The 13,563-nt window shown below is 48.8% G+C and carries 11 protein-coding genes; 2 read left to right on the forward strand and 9 right to left on the reverse strand.

Annotation, left to right across the window (positions count from 1 at the left end; all coding sequences use genetic code 11):
- Nucleotides 1–170: 170 nt before the first annotated feature.
- The 3 genes from E1919_RS09245 to E1919_RS09255 all read right to left on the reverse strand — a co-directional run bounded on the left by E1919_RS09245 (nt 171) and on the right by E1919_RS09255 (nt 2,934).
- Nucleotides 171–626, reverse strand: a complete 456-nt coding sequence (locus E1919_RS09245; protein ID WP_162053075.1) for a ferritin-like domain-containing protein — start codon at nt 624–626, stop codon at nt 171–173.
- 81 nt (nt 627–707) lie between these two features.
- Entirely contained in the window at nt 708–1,949 is a 1,242-nt protein-coding gene (locus tag E1919_RS09250) for a BaiN/RdsA family NAD(P)/FAD-dependent oxidoreductase (RefSeq protein WP_162053076.1), read from the reverse strand.
- Between the two features lie 157 nt (nt 1,950–2,106).
- Complete coding sequence (locus tag E1919_RS09255; RefSeq protein WP_162053077.1) at nt 2,107–2,934, reverse strand: Rossmann-fold NAD(P)-binding domain-containing protein; 828 nt, start codon at nt 2,932–2,934, stop codon at nt 2,107–2,109.
- Between the two features lie 105 nt (nt 2,935–3,039).
- Between E1919_RS09255 and E1919_RS09260 the strand changes: the two genes are divergently transcribed.
- Complete coding sequence (locus E1919_RS09260) at nt 3,040–4,497, forward strand: phytoene desaturase family protein (RefSeq protein WP_162053078.1); 1,458 nt, start codon at nt 3,040–3,042, stop codon at nt 4,495–4,497.
- Between the two features lie 37 nt (nt 4,498–4,534).
- Here E1919_RS09260 and E1919_RS09265 read toward each other — a convergent pair whose 3' ends face one another.
- On the reverse strand, nt 4,535–4,954 hold the full coding sequence (locus E1919_RS09265; protein ID WP_162053079.1) for a nuclease A inhibitor family protein: 420 nt from the start codon (nt 4,952–4,954) through the stop codon (nt 4,535–4,537).
- 121 nt (nt 4,955–5,075) lie between these two features.
- On the opposite strand from E1919_RS09265, the gene E1919_RS09270 reads away from it, so the two are divergent.
- Nucleotides 5,076–5,951, forward strand: a complete 876-nt coding sequence (locus E1919_RS09270) for an SDR family oxidoreductase (protein ID WP_162053080.1) — start codon at nt 5,076–5,078, stop codon at nt 5,949–5,951.
- Nucleotides 5,952–6,034: 83 nt separating this feature from the next.
- Here E1919_RS09270 and E1919_RS09275 read toward each other — a convergent pair whose 3' ends face one another.
- The 5 genes from E1919_RS09275 to E1919_RS09295 all read right to left on the reverse strand — a co-directional run bounded on the left by E1919_RS09275 (nt 6,035) and on the right by E1919_RS09295 (nt 13,351).
- Nucleotides 6,035–6,655: a hypothetical protein gene (locus E1919_RS09275; RefSeq protein WP_162053081.1), complete on the reverse strand. Its 621-nt coding sequence runs from the start codon at nt 6,653–6,655 to the stop codon at nt 6,035–6,037.
- 193 nt (nt 6,656–6,848) lie between these two features.
- Nucleotides 6,849–10,049 (reverse strand): efflux RND transporter permease subunit, encoded by a 3,201-nt coding sequence (locus E1919_RS09280; RefSeq protein WP_162053082.1) that lies wholly within the window; start codon nt 10,047–10,049, stop codon nt 6,849–6,851.
- A 31-nt stretch (nt 10,050–10,080) separates the two neighbouring features.
- Complete coding sequence (locus E1919_RS09285; RefSeq protein WP_162053083.1) at nt 10,081–11,217, reverse strand: efflux RND transporter periplasmic adaptor subunit; 1,137 nt, start codon at nt 11,215–11,217, stop codon at nt 10,081–10,083.
- Nucleotides 11,218–11,239: 22 nt separating this feature from the next.
- On the reverse strand, nt 11,240–12,577 hold the full coding sequence (locus E1919_RS09290) for a TolC family protein (protein WP_162053084.1): 1,338 nt from the start codon (nt 12,575–12,577) through the stop codon (nt 11,240–11,242).
- A 201-nt stretch (nt 12,578–12,778) separates the two neighbouring features.
- Nucleotides 12,779–13,351: a TetR/AcrR family transcriptional regulator gene (locus E1919_RS09295; RefSeq protein WP_162053085.1), complete on the reverse strand. Its 573-nt coding sequence runs from the start codon at nt 13,349–13,351 to the stop codon at nt 12,779–12,781.
- Nucleotides 13,352–13,563: the final 212 nt, after the last annotated feature.

A 13,563-nucleotide genomic window follows, 5' to 3' on the forward strand; every position in this document is an offset into this window, starting at 1 on the left:
CTTTTTGTTTTTGCAGAAGTCTTTCCTTCGATTAATAACGATGCAGGATGAGAGTGTGAGAACCTAGACATCAGTGAGTACGCCTTTCTTCATGAGTATGAATATGCAAAGAGGGTATGCACAAAAAAAGGAGCCGAAGCTCCTTTCCCTGTTTAAATAGTTGCCTTAGTTTATTTATTTGCTTTCGCAGCATCTCGCAGTGAGCGGATGTGATCGTGAGCGCTTTTAACATCATTGTACTGTTGCTGTACAATTGGCTTCAGATCTCCTGGCAGGTTTTTGTCCATGGCTTCTTTGTATGCTTTAACGGCATAGTCTTCGCCTCGTTCACACTCTTCCAGTACACGCGCTCTGTCTTGTGTGCTGATTATTGATTTGATGTCTATCCAGGCACGGTGAATGGTTCCTTCTATAGAGCTTGACTCATCGTCGGTCGCGCCCATTTTGTGCAACTGGTCCTGCAACTCCGTAATCATGCTGTCGCGCTGCACAGCGTATTTTCTGAAAAGGTCTTTCAGGTCTTTATCATTGATATCTTCCGATGCTGTCTTGTAACCTTTCGCACCATCTTTACATCTTTCTATCAGGTGATGAATGGTTGATTGTACTTCTTTATCCATTTTCATAGTTATACGATTTTAGTTTCTAATATGCAGATGTACTGATATTATACTAAAATAGTTACCAAGGCGCTAAGATGAAACTATTCAATCTAAAGTGCCTGCCATGGCTTTACCTGCCAGATAACCAGTGGTCCAGGCGGCCTGAAAGTTAAAGCCGCCTGTAATGCCGTCTATATCCAGTACCTCTCCTGCAAAGTAAAGCCCCGGCTGTACGCGGCTCTCCATTGTTTTCATATTTACAGAATTAAGTTCTACGCCGCCACAGGTTACAAACTCCTCTTTGAAAGTAGTCTTGCCTTTCACTTCTACCGGTAGGCGCAAGAGCGACTCCACCAGTTTATTTGTGTTTTTGCCCGGCAACTCGGCCCAGCGGATTTCAGCAGGTACTTCGGCTAAACTTGTAAGCACTTTCCAGAGGCGCTGCGGCAGCCCGAACAGCGGATTGGTACTCACCACCTTTTTGGGGTGAGCCTGCCGGTAAGCCTGCAAATGCTCCCGCAGGCTTTCTTCGGTATAATCCGGAATCCAGTTGATGAGGGCGGTAAAAGTATACTGTTGCTCATGAAAAATACGGGCACCCCAAGCAGACAGCTTTAAAACAGCAGGTCCGCTGTAGCCCCAGTGTGTGATGAGAAGCGGCCCCTCATACTCCAGTTTCTGGCCTGCCACACGTACTTTTGCTTTCGGCACAGACACTCCTTGTAGTTCCTTTAAGGGTGAGGAGGGCACGTTAAATGTAAACAGCGACGGTACCGGCTCCTGTATCTTGTGGCCCAGTGCCCGCAGCCAATCATAGCCTGCAGCTTTGGGGTTGCCTCCTGTACTTACCAGTACCTTATCCGCTCTTAAATTTTCGCCGGAGCTAAGCTGCAGTGTAAACATTGGCTGGCCTGCTACAGTTTCTTCAGGCACTATACTTTCAACACCAGAGCCGGTTCGAATCTGAACACCCACCCGTTTTGCCTCTTGTAGCAAACATTCTATAATAGTTTCGGAGTTGTCTGTGATAGGGAACATGCGGCCGTCGGTTTCTGCTTTTAATTGCACCCCGCGATCCGAAAACCAATCCACTGTTTCCTGTGCCCCAAATACTTTAAAAGCGTCTTTCAACTGCCGGGCACCCCGTGGATAATGCTGCGACAAGAGAGTTGGCACAAAGCAATGGTGAGTTACGTTGCAGCGCCCTCCACCGGATACCCGCACCTTAGCAAGCAGTTTGCCTGACTTTTCCAGCAGCAGCACCCTGGCTGTAGGGTCAGTGTGCGCACATGTTATAGCTCCAAAAAAACCGGCCGCACCGCCACCTATCACTACAATTATAGACATTATTTTTTGTTGATTGTTCGTTGTCAATTGTTGATCTTCTATAAGATTGATATGAGATAAAACCAATGTGCTTGTATCAACGTGAATACACTTTTCTGGCACTAATCTTCATCTGATAGCAATCAACAACAGACAATCAACAATCAGGTCAAAGATACTAAAAGAAGCCCATAGGGTCGGGATGGAGGAAACTATAAGCCAGAGCATCCTTGATTTTCTGGCTATTGATGAGCTTGAACCGGGTTTCATCCATGTCATTAAACTCCGGAGGAGTAAGACTGAGTGCAAGAGCAGCCTTAGTGTAAAACTCCTTGCGCAGCGGGTGCTTATCGGCACAGGCGTGAAAAACCTGTCCCCATTTATCTTCTTCTATAAGGCGGTGTATAATAGTCAGGCAATCGTCCAGGTGAATGAGGTTTACAGGGGCATCACCATTTGGCACATTTTTCTTTCCGGCCAGGAAGCGACCGGGCCTTCGGTCTTCTCCCACCAATCCACCGAAGCGCAGGATGGTCGTTAGCCAGCCGTCGTTTTCCTGAAAAAGCTTTTCGGCCTGCAGTAACATATGTTCTGGTTGCTGCTCTTCTGTGAAAGCTATGTCTTCCTCGGTTACCACCCTGTTCAGGTCAAGGTAAACGGATGTGGAAGAGACAAACAGAATGCGGCTAACAGGAGAATCAGACAGGAATTCCAGCAGGAGGTGCATTTGTTCCAGGTATCCTTCGCCACCGTCGGAGCGCAGGTGCGGCGGGATGTTCAGTACCAGCACCTGTGTCTTTAAAAAATCTTTTAGGGCCACCCGGTCCAGGTTTTTGTCCTGTAAGTTGAGCAGGTATGGGCTTATGCCTTTCTGCTGCAGCAGTTCCAGTTTCTGAGGCGTGGTGGTAGAGCCTTTTACTCTGTAACCGGCCTTCACCAGTTGCGCTGCCAGCGGCAGGCCCAGCCAGCCACAGCCCATTATACTTACTTCGTCTTTGTTACCCACTCTTTTAATGTTTTTATACTGTCGTTGTCCCTTCTAACAAAATCAGGCACGTGCTGTTTAAGAAAGCAGTGCGATAAGAAGATTACCGTGTAAAGTAAAGCATAAATGAACTATGATGTTGTCATAATTGGCTCTGGCTTTGGTTCGCTGACGGCGGCGGCACTGCTGGCGAAGCGGGGGCTTAAGGTTGGAGTGCTGGAACAGGCAAAATATCCCGGAGGGTGTTCCTCTTCTTTCAAGCGCAAAGGTTACTGGTTTGAGACCGGTGCTACGACACTTGTTGGTTTGGATGAACATATGCCGCTGCGCTACCTGCTGGATGAGATAGAGGTGGAGGTACCTGTTCTGAAACTGGAACCCTCGATGCAGGTACACCTGCCAAACGGAGAAACGCTCACGCGCTACGGAAACCTGGAAGACTGGATTGCAGAAGCAGAGCGGGTCTTCGGCAAGGACAACCAACGGCCCTTCTGGGAGCACTGCTACAAAATAAGCCAGCAGGTATGGCGAACCTCGCTGCAGCAACGCAGCTTCCCTTTCTCCAATATCAAAGATATGCTGCTTTCTGCTGCCCGTGCACGACCAGCACAGCTAAAGCTCCTGCCAGGAGCATTCCGGACGATGGAGGACATGCTGCGCCATTACAAATTGCTGCAGCATAAACTTTTTGTGGATTTTGTGAATGAGCAACTGCTGATAACTGCCCAGAATAATCTGGAAGAAGTTAATGAATTGTTTGGGGCGACGGCCCTGTGCTACACTTTATATAGTAATTACTACGTTCCGGGTGGGCTTATCAACTTAGTAAAACCCATTGTCTCCTATATCAGCGAGCAAGGTTCCGAAGTGCTATATGGGCACCTGGTGCAGCGTGTATCGAAAGAGAAGGATGGTTATACCACAACTACAAGCAAAAGCAGCTTCAAGAGTCGGTTTGTGATCAGTGGCATTCCGCTGAACAACACGCAAAAGCTGTTTGAGGATGACAAGGTAGGGAAGAAGCTGCAAAAATATGTGATGCCCTCAAAAATGCTGAACGGAGCCTTTACGATGGGACTGGTACTACAGGGGCAGCATGCTCCGGAAATACTGCATCACCAGGTTCATGTCCCGAAAGGACTGCCCATCATCGAAAGCAAAAGCATTTTCATCAGCTTCAGCCATCCGGAGGACCGGCAGCGGGCTCCGAATGGAGAAGTAGTTGCCAGTATCAGCACCCATGTGCAGCACCCGGAGCAAAAAAGAATAGAAGACAAAGCAGTCATTGAAGCTGCCATTTTAGATGCACTGGTTGCCAGGGGACTCATACGTAGAGAAGACATAATCTATAACCAGTCAGCTACGCCCGGCGCCTGGGTTTTCTGGACTGGGCGCGCCTATGGTGCTGTCGGAGGCTACCCGCAGTACAACCGCGTAAAACCCTGGCAAATGAAAGATGCCCGCCTCGACCACAGTGGTGCCTATCTTTGTGGCGACACCGTTTATCCTGGGCAGGGCATTGTTGGTGTTTGCCTCAGCGGCATTGTTGTCGCCGGTAAACTGGTACAGGATCACGCTGTATAACGAATTATTCCTCATTTTTAGTGTAGCGAACTGCAGCTTATTCTAAAGAGGCTTCATCCTCTACTATCATGGTGCGCAGCCCGGCGTAATTGCCGTCTTCTGCTTTGCCAAGTATGAACACCTGTGTGCCTATTTCTGTGATCATATATACTTTTACATCCTCTAAAAGCTCATTGAGTTTGGACTTTAGCATTTGGTAACGCTTTTCATTTGTCTCCCCTTTGTTTCTGGCATCAGCTGAAACGCCTCCCATCTCTTGGAAGAACTCGTCCAGTTCTCTTGTTTCTACATCCTTTCCGGCCGCTTCTCCTGTCCATTCCGTAACTTTTTCAGAAGAAAACTGTTCCCCTGGTTCAAGCTCCTGGTAAAAGACTTCAAAGGGTGCTTCTATACCACTTTTCATTAACAGGCCGTCAATAGCCTGGTTTAGTTCTTTTTCTAGTTGGTCTTTGTTCATATGCCAAACGCTTTTTCGAATCAGGAATACTTTTCTGTACAAATTCAGAGCTATTATTATCTTTATATAAATCTGTTAGCGGTAGCTTAGCCTCCGCATGAACCTTTATACGAATAAAACTATGCTGAAAGCAGAACCGATGTTAAAAGAGGGCGCCTTAAAAGGTAAAACCATTATTGTGACAGGTGGAGGTACGGGCCTAGGCCGCTCGATGGTGAAATATTTTTTAGAACTTGGTGCGAACGCCGTTATCTGCAGCCGGAAAATAGAGGTGCTAGAGCAGGCAGCCAAAGAACTGGAGCAGGAAACAGGCGGTAAAGTGCTGGCCGTGGCCTGTGATGTGCGTAAGTATAACGAAATAGAGGAGATGCTGCAGCGTGCGCTGGAAAAATTTGGAAGCGTAGATGTGCTGGTGAACAATGCAGCGGGCAATTTTGTGAGTCCCACAGAGCGGCTGAGTCATAAAGCATTTGACGTCATCACGGACATTGTACTGAAAGGAAGCTATAACTGCACGCTTGCTCTAGGAAAGCATTGGATTGAGCAGAAGCAGGAAGCAATTATTCTAAACATTGTCACGACCTACGCCTGGACCGGATCGGGGTATGTGGTGCCTTCTGCTTGCGCCAAGGCTGGTGTACTGGCATTGACACGTTCCCTGGCATCAGAGTGGGCTAAGTATGGCATCCGATCCAACGCCATTGCTCCCGGCCCTTTCCCGACTGAAGGTGCCTGGACGCGCCTGTTCCCGAAGCAGTTGGCGGACAAGCTGGACCCGGTGAAGCGAATTCCAGTTGGACGCTTCGGAGAGCACCAGGAACTGGCTAACCTAGCGGCGTACCTGGTGTCAGATTATGCTGCTTTCGTAAATGGTGAGGTTGTGACCATAGACGGAGGCGAGTGGCTGTACGGCGCCGGTGAATTCAACTCTTTCGACCAGATACCGCAAGAGATGTGGGATGCAATGGAGAAACAGATGCGCGGAAAGGGGCAGTAAGCTTGCACCGACTTTGGATGCAAAAAAAGCCTCTGCTTTACGGGCAGAGGCTTTTTTATTTGAATATTGAATAGTTTTTTTTGTCAGCTATTACTGAGAAGCAAGATCAATGCTACGTTTGTGCCCAAACCAATAGCCCAGTTTGTCCAGACTTTACCAGCTTTGATTTTACGTGCTTTCTTGCGATACCCGGATGCATAATCCGGCTGTTGTAATAAAGAATTATCTGGAGCATCTAAATTCTGTTGTTTTGGAGTAGTAACGGAAGTTCCAATAGCAGGGGCAAGACCTAATACGGGGGAAAGCAAGCTTGTAATTAAGACTGCTGTCCCAGCCGACTTGTATCCGTCATAATAGGTAATGGCATCCGTCTGACCCTGGTTGTAAAGCTGTAAGGCGGTAGCCTTTGAAGCGGCAGGTGCCTCAGCATCAGCAGAAGCTAATGCCACTACAGGTGCGGCTTCCGTCAGCTCAAACGTTTCGCTGGTATTGTCCGGGTACTGGATCAGCATGATTTCAGATTTTGGCACAACATAGGTTGGCCCTTCCATATTTGAAAAGAGCTTGTACTTTACCTCCAGTGTAGAGATCTCTAGTACTTTGGCCTCAACCTTTTCACCTGTACGTTTGGTGATCAGATCCTGTGCCTGTGCAAACTGTAGTGAAAACAGGCACAGCAGAATGGATAAAATTTTTGTTTTCATAGATATACTATCATTTTTTAGTTTATGAATATCCAAATATAGTTTAGGTTGAATAATAAGCAAATTTATTAATTGGTTAATATGTTGATGATTGAGCAGCTTCTCATTCCATGTTTTGCTAATCAATCTGAAAAAACAAAAAAATCCCTGGCCACATTGGCCAGGGATTTTTTATGCCTCTGCAACAGGTCAACTATGCATGCGGATTCACATACGCTGGGTCACCGCCTTCGTCTTCTCCTGGTTTGTAGTTTTCGCGGAGCCTGGCGAGTTCTTTCTTACCATAGGCTACTCTCGTAATTATCACGTATAGCACAGGCACCACAAAAATTGCCAGGAAGGTAGCTGCCAGCATACCACCTATCACAACCCATCCAATCGTTTGGCGAGATACAGCACCGGCGCCAGTGGCCAAAGCCAGCGGAACCACCCCCAATATAAAGGCCATGGAAGTCATGATAATCGGGCGAAGACGCAGCTTCACGGCTTCTATCGTTGCCTCTATCAGTTCCATGCCACTGTCTACACGCTCCTTGGCAAACTCCACAATCAAAATCGCGTTTTTGGCAGCCAGACCTATCAGCGTGATCATACCAATCTGGGCGTATACGTTATTGTCCAGCCGTGGCAGCAGGGTAAGAGCCAGGATAGCACCAAACATTCCCAATGGTATGGCAAACAGGATGGAGAATGGCACAGACCAGCTTTCATACAAGGCAGCCAACAGCAACAGCACCAATAGAATAGACAGTGAGAAGATGTAGATGGTGCTATCACCAGCAGCGAGCTCTTCGCGGCTCAGGCCAGAGAAGTCGTAGCCGTAGCCACTAGGTAGTACCTCTGCCGCTACCTCCTCCAAAGCAGCCAAAGCCTGGCCACTACTGTAACCGGGTGCGGCGCTACCCATCACCTCTGCAGAGCGGAACAGGTTATAGTGTGATATTACGGAAGCGTTTTCCACTACGGTAGATGTTACAAGCGCACTAAGTGGCACAGATTCGCCCTGCCTGTTCATGACGTAATACTGGTTCAGGCTTTGGATGTCCATACGGTAAGCTGTATCGGCCTGGGCCACCACCCGGAAGTTACGTCCGTAGCGGGAGAAATCGTTTACATACCGGCTACCCATCAGGGAAGACATCGTGGAGTATACATCTGCAATATTTATACCTAGTTGCTTCGCTTTTTCTCTATCCACCTCTACATGGTATCCGGGTGTTCGGGTATTGAAGAAGGAATAAGCCCTGGCTATTTCCGGGCGCTGGTTTACTGCTCCTACAAACTGACCAAGCACTGCTTCAAAATCCTTCAGGCTACCGCCTCCGGCGCGTTGCTCCAGCATAAAGCTGAAACCACCGGAGTTACCAAGCCCAGGTATGGCCGGTGGAGCCACTACCACTACGTTCGCATCCCTCATTACAGCAAGACGCTCGTTCAGGGTAGCCATTACGCCAGCCAGCTGCTCCTCTTCATTCTCTCTATCGGCCCAGGGGTGTAACTGCACGAAGATGGTACCACTGTTCGATTTAAAGGAGAAGTTGATGGCATTCAGGCCACCTATGGCAGTATAGTTTTTTATAGCAGGTATATCCGCCATGATAGTACCCATTTCAGCGAGTACTGCCTCCGTTCTGGTGGCAGAAGAACCTTCTGGCAGTTCTATAGATACAAACACACGTCCTTCGTCTTCTGTCGGGATAAAACCTGTTGGCTTTGTCGCAAATAAGCCAACGGTACCTACATATAAACAAGCCAGCAGCACGAGCACCAGTGGGGCAGCCTTGATGCTTCTGCGCACACCGCTGGAATAAGACGCTGTTGTTCTGGCAAACCAGTTGTTAAACTTGTAAAAGAATTTGTTCAGGCCCCTCGAGTTCTTGTCCACATTCATCGGCTTGAGCATGATGGAGCAGAGTGCCGGCGTAAGCGTAAGCGCCACAAAAGCGGAAATTAGAACAGAGATGGCAATAGTGATAGCGAACTGCTGGTAAAGCCGGCCCACAATACCTGGGATAAAGCCCACTGGAATGAACACAGCGGCAAGTATAAGCGCAATGGCTATAACCGGTGCTGTAATGTCTTTCATGGCCTTGCGTGTTGCTTCCTTCGCTGAGATACGCTCGTGGTCGATGTAATGCTGTACTGCTTCCACCACCACAATGGCGTCGTCCACCACGATACCGATGGCCAGCACAAACCCGAACAGCGTCAGGGTGTTGATGGTGAAGCCAAGCGGAATAAAGAACACGAACGTACCGATGATGGACACCGGTATAGCCAGGATCGGTATCAGCGTTGCCCGCCAGCTTTGCAGGAACAGGAACACCACGATTATCACCAGTATAAGCGCCTCTACGAGCGTATGCACTACTTCATTAATAGAAACCTGCACCACAGACACGCTTTCAAAAGAAACAACGTAGTCGACATCGGCAGGGAAAGACTCCTTCAGCTCATCCAGGGCAGCGTAAATTCCTTCCGCTGTTTCGAGGGCATTGCTGCCGGGTGCCTGGTATAACAGCAAAATGGCCGACGGATTACCGTTGATAGTGGCGGCTCTTCCGTAGTCAAACCTGCCGAATTCTATCCTGGCCACATCCCGCAGGTACACAATAGAGCCATCTTCCGGGTTAGTGCGAACAATAATATCGCCGAACTCTTCTTGGGTAGACAGGCGGCCTGTTACTGTAATAGGATATTGAAAGGCCTGTGTGTCGTACTGCGGCTTGGCACCCACCGTGCCGGCAGCAACCTGTAGGTTCTGTTCCTGTATAGCGCCAGTAATTTCGCTGGCACTGATGCTGTACTGCGCCAGCATATCCGGTTTTAACCAGATACGCATACTGAAGTCCTGCCCCAGTGCATTGATATCACCTACACCATTTACACGCAACAAGGCGTCGCGCACAAATATGTTCGTGTAGTTGTCGAGGTATTCAATATTATGTGTTCCGTTAGGGGAGAAGATACCCACCACCATCATAATACTCGGATTGCGCTTTCGCACCGTCACCCCAAGGCGCCTTACCTCCTCGGGCAGGCTTGGCTCCGCAATACTGGCTCTGTTCTGCACATCCAGCGTGGCAATGTCGATGTCGGTGCCTACTTCAAAGGTCACACTCATGTTCATCTGCCCCGTGCTGGTGTTGGTGGAGGTGATGTAGGCCATACCCGGCGTACCGTTAATCTGCGTCTCCACAGGCGTAGCCACCGTTTGTTCTACCGTCTGCGCATCGGCACCCGTGTAGTTAGCAGATACCGACACCACAGGAGGGGAGATGTTCGGGTACTGCGTAACAGGTAAATTCATCATGGCCAGCAGGCCAACCAACACGATCACGAGCGAGATGACGATGGAGGTGACGGGCCTTTTTATAAATACATCTGATATCATGTTTCTTCTGAAAGTATTTCTTTATAAAAAATTATCTGACAGCAGCAGCGGGTTGTGCCTGAGGAGCATCTGCCTGTATTTTGGCGCCCTGGCGCAGCTTTTGAGTGCCTTCCACCACAATGGTATTGCCTTCTTCCAGTCCTTCGCGCACCACCACATCAGCCCCGAATCTTGTGCCCAATATTACGTTCCGCTGGTTCACAGAATCACCCTGCACCAAATACACATAGTATTCTCCCAACTGTTCTGTCACTGCCCGGAAAGGTATCACCAATTGCTCCCCTATATCCTGGTTCAGCACACGCACCGTTACAGTCATACCGGGAATCAGGGTGCGGTCCCTGTTAGGGAACTGCAACCGTACAGTAGTGGTGCCAGTCTGGCGACCGATGGCACGGTCAATTGCTATGATTTTTCCTGGGTAAGGGTATTCCCTCTGGTTGTTGAGCATAATGGTAAACAGAGAATCTGGCTGTTCTCCCTGCATCAGCAGACCAAAGCGGCCTAATTCCTGCTGGTTTATTACAAAGTCCACGGCAATTGGGTCGGTAGAAGAGATAGTATTCAGGAGCGGCTGGCCCGGCGATACCTGTGCACCCACTCTCACCTGAGAAATACCTATCGTGCCATCAAAGGGAGCCCCGATGGTTGAATACCCTAAATCAGTAGAAGCACTCCTTACCTGGGCTTCGGCCGCGGCTACCTGTGCGCGGGCTGTTTCCACGTCGGTGCGGGCATAGTCTACCTGCTGCATGGCTATTGCTTCGCGTTCGGCAAGCCGCTCATAGCGCTCCAGGTCTTTCTGCATCCTTGCCAGGTTGGCTCTGACACTTTGCAGGTTTGCCTGCGCCTGCTGGTAAGATGCCTGGTACCTTGTCTGATCTATCTCATACAGCGGCTGGCCCTTGGTTACGCGCTGCCCATCCTTCACATAGTAATTGGTAATGTAGCCCGAAACCTGCGGGCGCAGTTCCACCTCCTGCAGGGGAACCACAGTGCCCGGGTAAGTATCGGTGCCTGTTACACGCTCTTCTTCTACCGTGTAGACGTTAACAGGTACAGCAGCGGCTGCAGGGTTCTGTTGCTGGGCGTTATTCTCACCGCCACAAGATACGAGCACCAGCGGCCCGATGATGGCAGCCATTAGCCATGGTAAATTCCTTTTCATTATATATCGAGGTTGCTGTTTCTTATCTGTTTATGTCAATGTTTCCTAAAGCTCTCTGGTAGTCCAGCTTGCTGGAGAGCACATTATAGAGGGCGTTATAGTAGTTTAGCTGCGTTGCCCTGAGGTCTGTTTCTGCCACCACCAACTCAATATAAGCTTTTATACCTTCTTCGTATTGCAGCTGAATGATATCGTACACCTCCTGGGCCACTTCCAGGTTAGCCCGAAGCGTTAGCCACTCATAATAATCGCTTTTGTAATTAGCCAAGGCTGTTAAGTATTCAGTATTAATGATGCTGCGCGTGTTTTCAACTTCTACTTCGGCCCGCTGTTCCTCTAACTGGGCAGCCTTGAGGTTCTGAAATCTTCTGCCACCCTGAAACAGGGGAAGGGAGATTTGCAGACCCGCCGCCGAAGTTGGATAAGCTTCATTGTAAAGCGCTGAGAGTTCGTTATTGAAGTAGAGGGAGTTGTAGTTGATGAAAGCTGATGCTGTAGGCAGAAAACTCCATTTCTGGAAGCTTGTGTTCAGGCGCAGAAGCTGCTGCTGGGCCTGTAGCTGCTGAAGCTCCACACGGTTTGCAAAATCAATTATTTCTGTGGTATCCACCAGCACAGCCTGCTGCATAGCTTCATAATCATATGCCAGTTCCAGCTCCGTTTCAACAGGAAGGCCCATCACCTGTTTCAGGAAGGCCTGCTTTGCACTGATGGCCTGCCTTGCCCTGTTGCGGTCGCTGCGGATATTAGCGAGTGTGATGGCTGCCCGCTGGTAATCTGTTTTATCAACAAGACCTACTTCAAACCGGCTGCGGGCATCGTTGTACTGCCGCTCCTGCCGGACGAGGTTCTCGTCCAGTATCCGAATTTGCTCCATGGTGAGCAGCACATCGTAAAAAGCCTTACTCACCGCTACCACCGTAATTATCTTTGTGTTGATGGTGTTCAGGTCCAGTTGCTGCCGTGTATAGCGAGACGCCTTGGAGGCCAGCAGTAACTGGCTACTGAATATCGTCTGGTTTGCCTGTAGTAAAATGTTGGACGTATAGTTTCTGCCGAAGGTCACCACCTGATCCCCAAATGGCTGCTGCTGGAGCTTCAGGTTTTTGGTGCCGCCATACCCTAGTGATACCTGCGGAAACCAGCCAGCGAGTTCGGCTTTGATTTCACGTTCTCCGATAGCCTCATCGAGTACAGCCTGTTCAACCGCCGCCCTGTTTTGCAAAGCATAGTCTATACACTCCTGCAGCGTGAACGCGTCTTGTGCTGTAACCGAAGCTGTATTGCCTTGTGCCAGCAGGAGTGTGGGGTACAGCAGGCATCCCAGCAGCAGTGGCTTTAGTCGTTGGGTTAGTTTCATGAAATAGTTCGGTAAAAATTTATATTTGATTGGGTCGATTGCGTATGGAGCTTGCTATATGGTAGGGTGGTAACATATACTGAATCAGTGATAATTAAATCATAGCTAAAGAACTCTAGTGGCTTCATGTTAAAACATTAGTTAAAATGTATCATGAATGTTTGGTAAGATGCTGGCGATAATACGGAAATCTGCCCGTGGTTATCGCACCGACATACCATCCCACAGTATCTGGGCTATTTGTTTCAATTCCGCATCACCCAGTCGTACTTTGCCCCTGCCGTACACTTTAGCGGTAGTGATGATGCTACCATGTGCCAGAACGCCTAAAATTTCCGGGTTTACTGGCCGCAGGTGGCCTTGTTCAATTCCTTTTTCAAAGAAGAGATACAATAAGCTGTGGAACTCATCATGTCTTACCTCTACAATGTTCGTGTTGTAAGGGGAATTCACAAACTGCTCAAAGAACCTCAGCACATTCGGATTTTTAATGTAGAAGGTGTACAGGCTCATCCAGATAGCGAAAAACCTATCCTGATAAGGCAGGTCTTCATTATCTCCGGCTTGTAAGGCATCAATTGCCCGCTGCTTTACATAGCTGTATAACTCACAAATCAGCCGTTCTTTGCTGTCGAAGTAATGGTATATAGTGCCGGCAGCCACGCCTGCCTCTTTGGCTACCATACTCATCGGGGTGCCGTGGAAACCGTTTTCCTTCACCAGTTCTAAGGTACTTTCCAGTATTGCTTTTTTCTTCTCTGCTAAAGGCTCCATGCCGGTTTTGCTTTCAATTGAATATTCATTCGGTCGGCAAAGGTAGTTTTATTTTAGTGAAAGGAGCCAAATGAAAGAAAGTTTTTCATTTGGCTCTGCATCATCAGTAGCATCTCCCAGCATAACAGCCCTGGGCAAGAGCGGGCGAGATACATTAACCTTATATAGCGGCTTTGGTATAAACAGAAACAAAGTAGGTCAACTTAAACATT

This window comes from Pontibacter pamirensis (assembly GCF_010015475.1).
In the GTDB taxonomy this organism is placed as follows: domain Bacteria; phylum Bacteroidota; class Bacteroidia; order Cytophagales; family Hymenobacteraceae; genus Pontibacter; species Pontibacter pamirensis.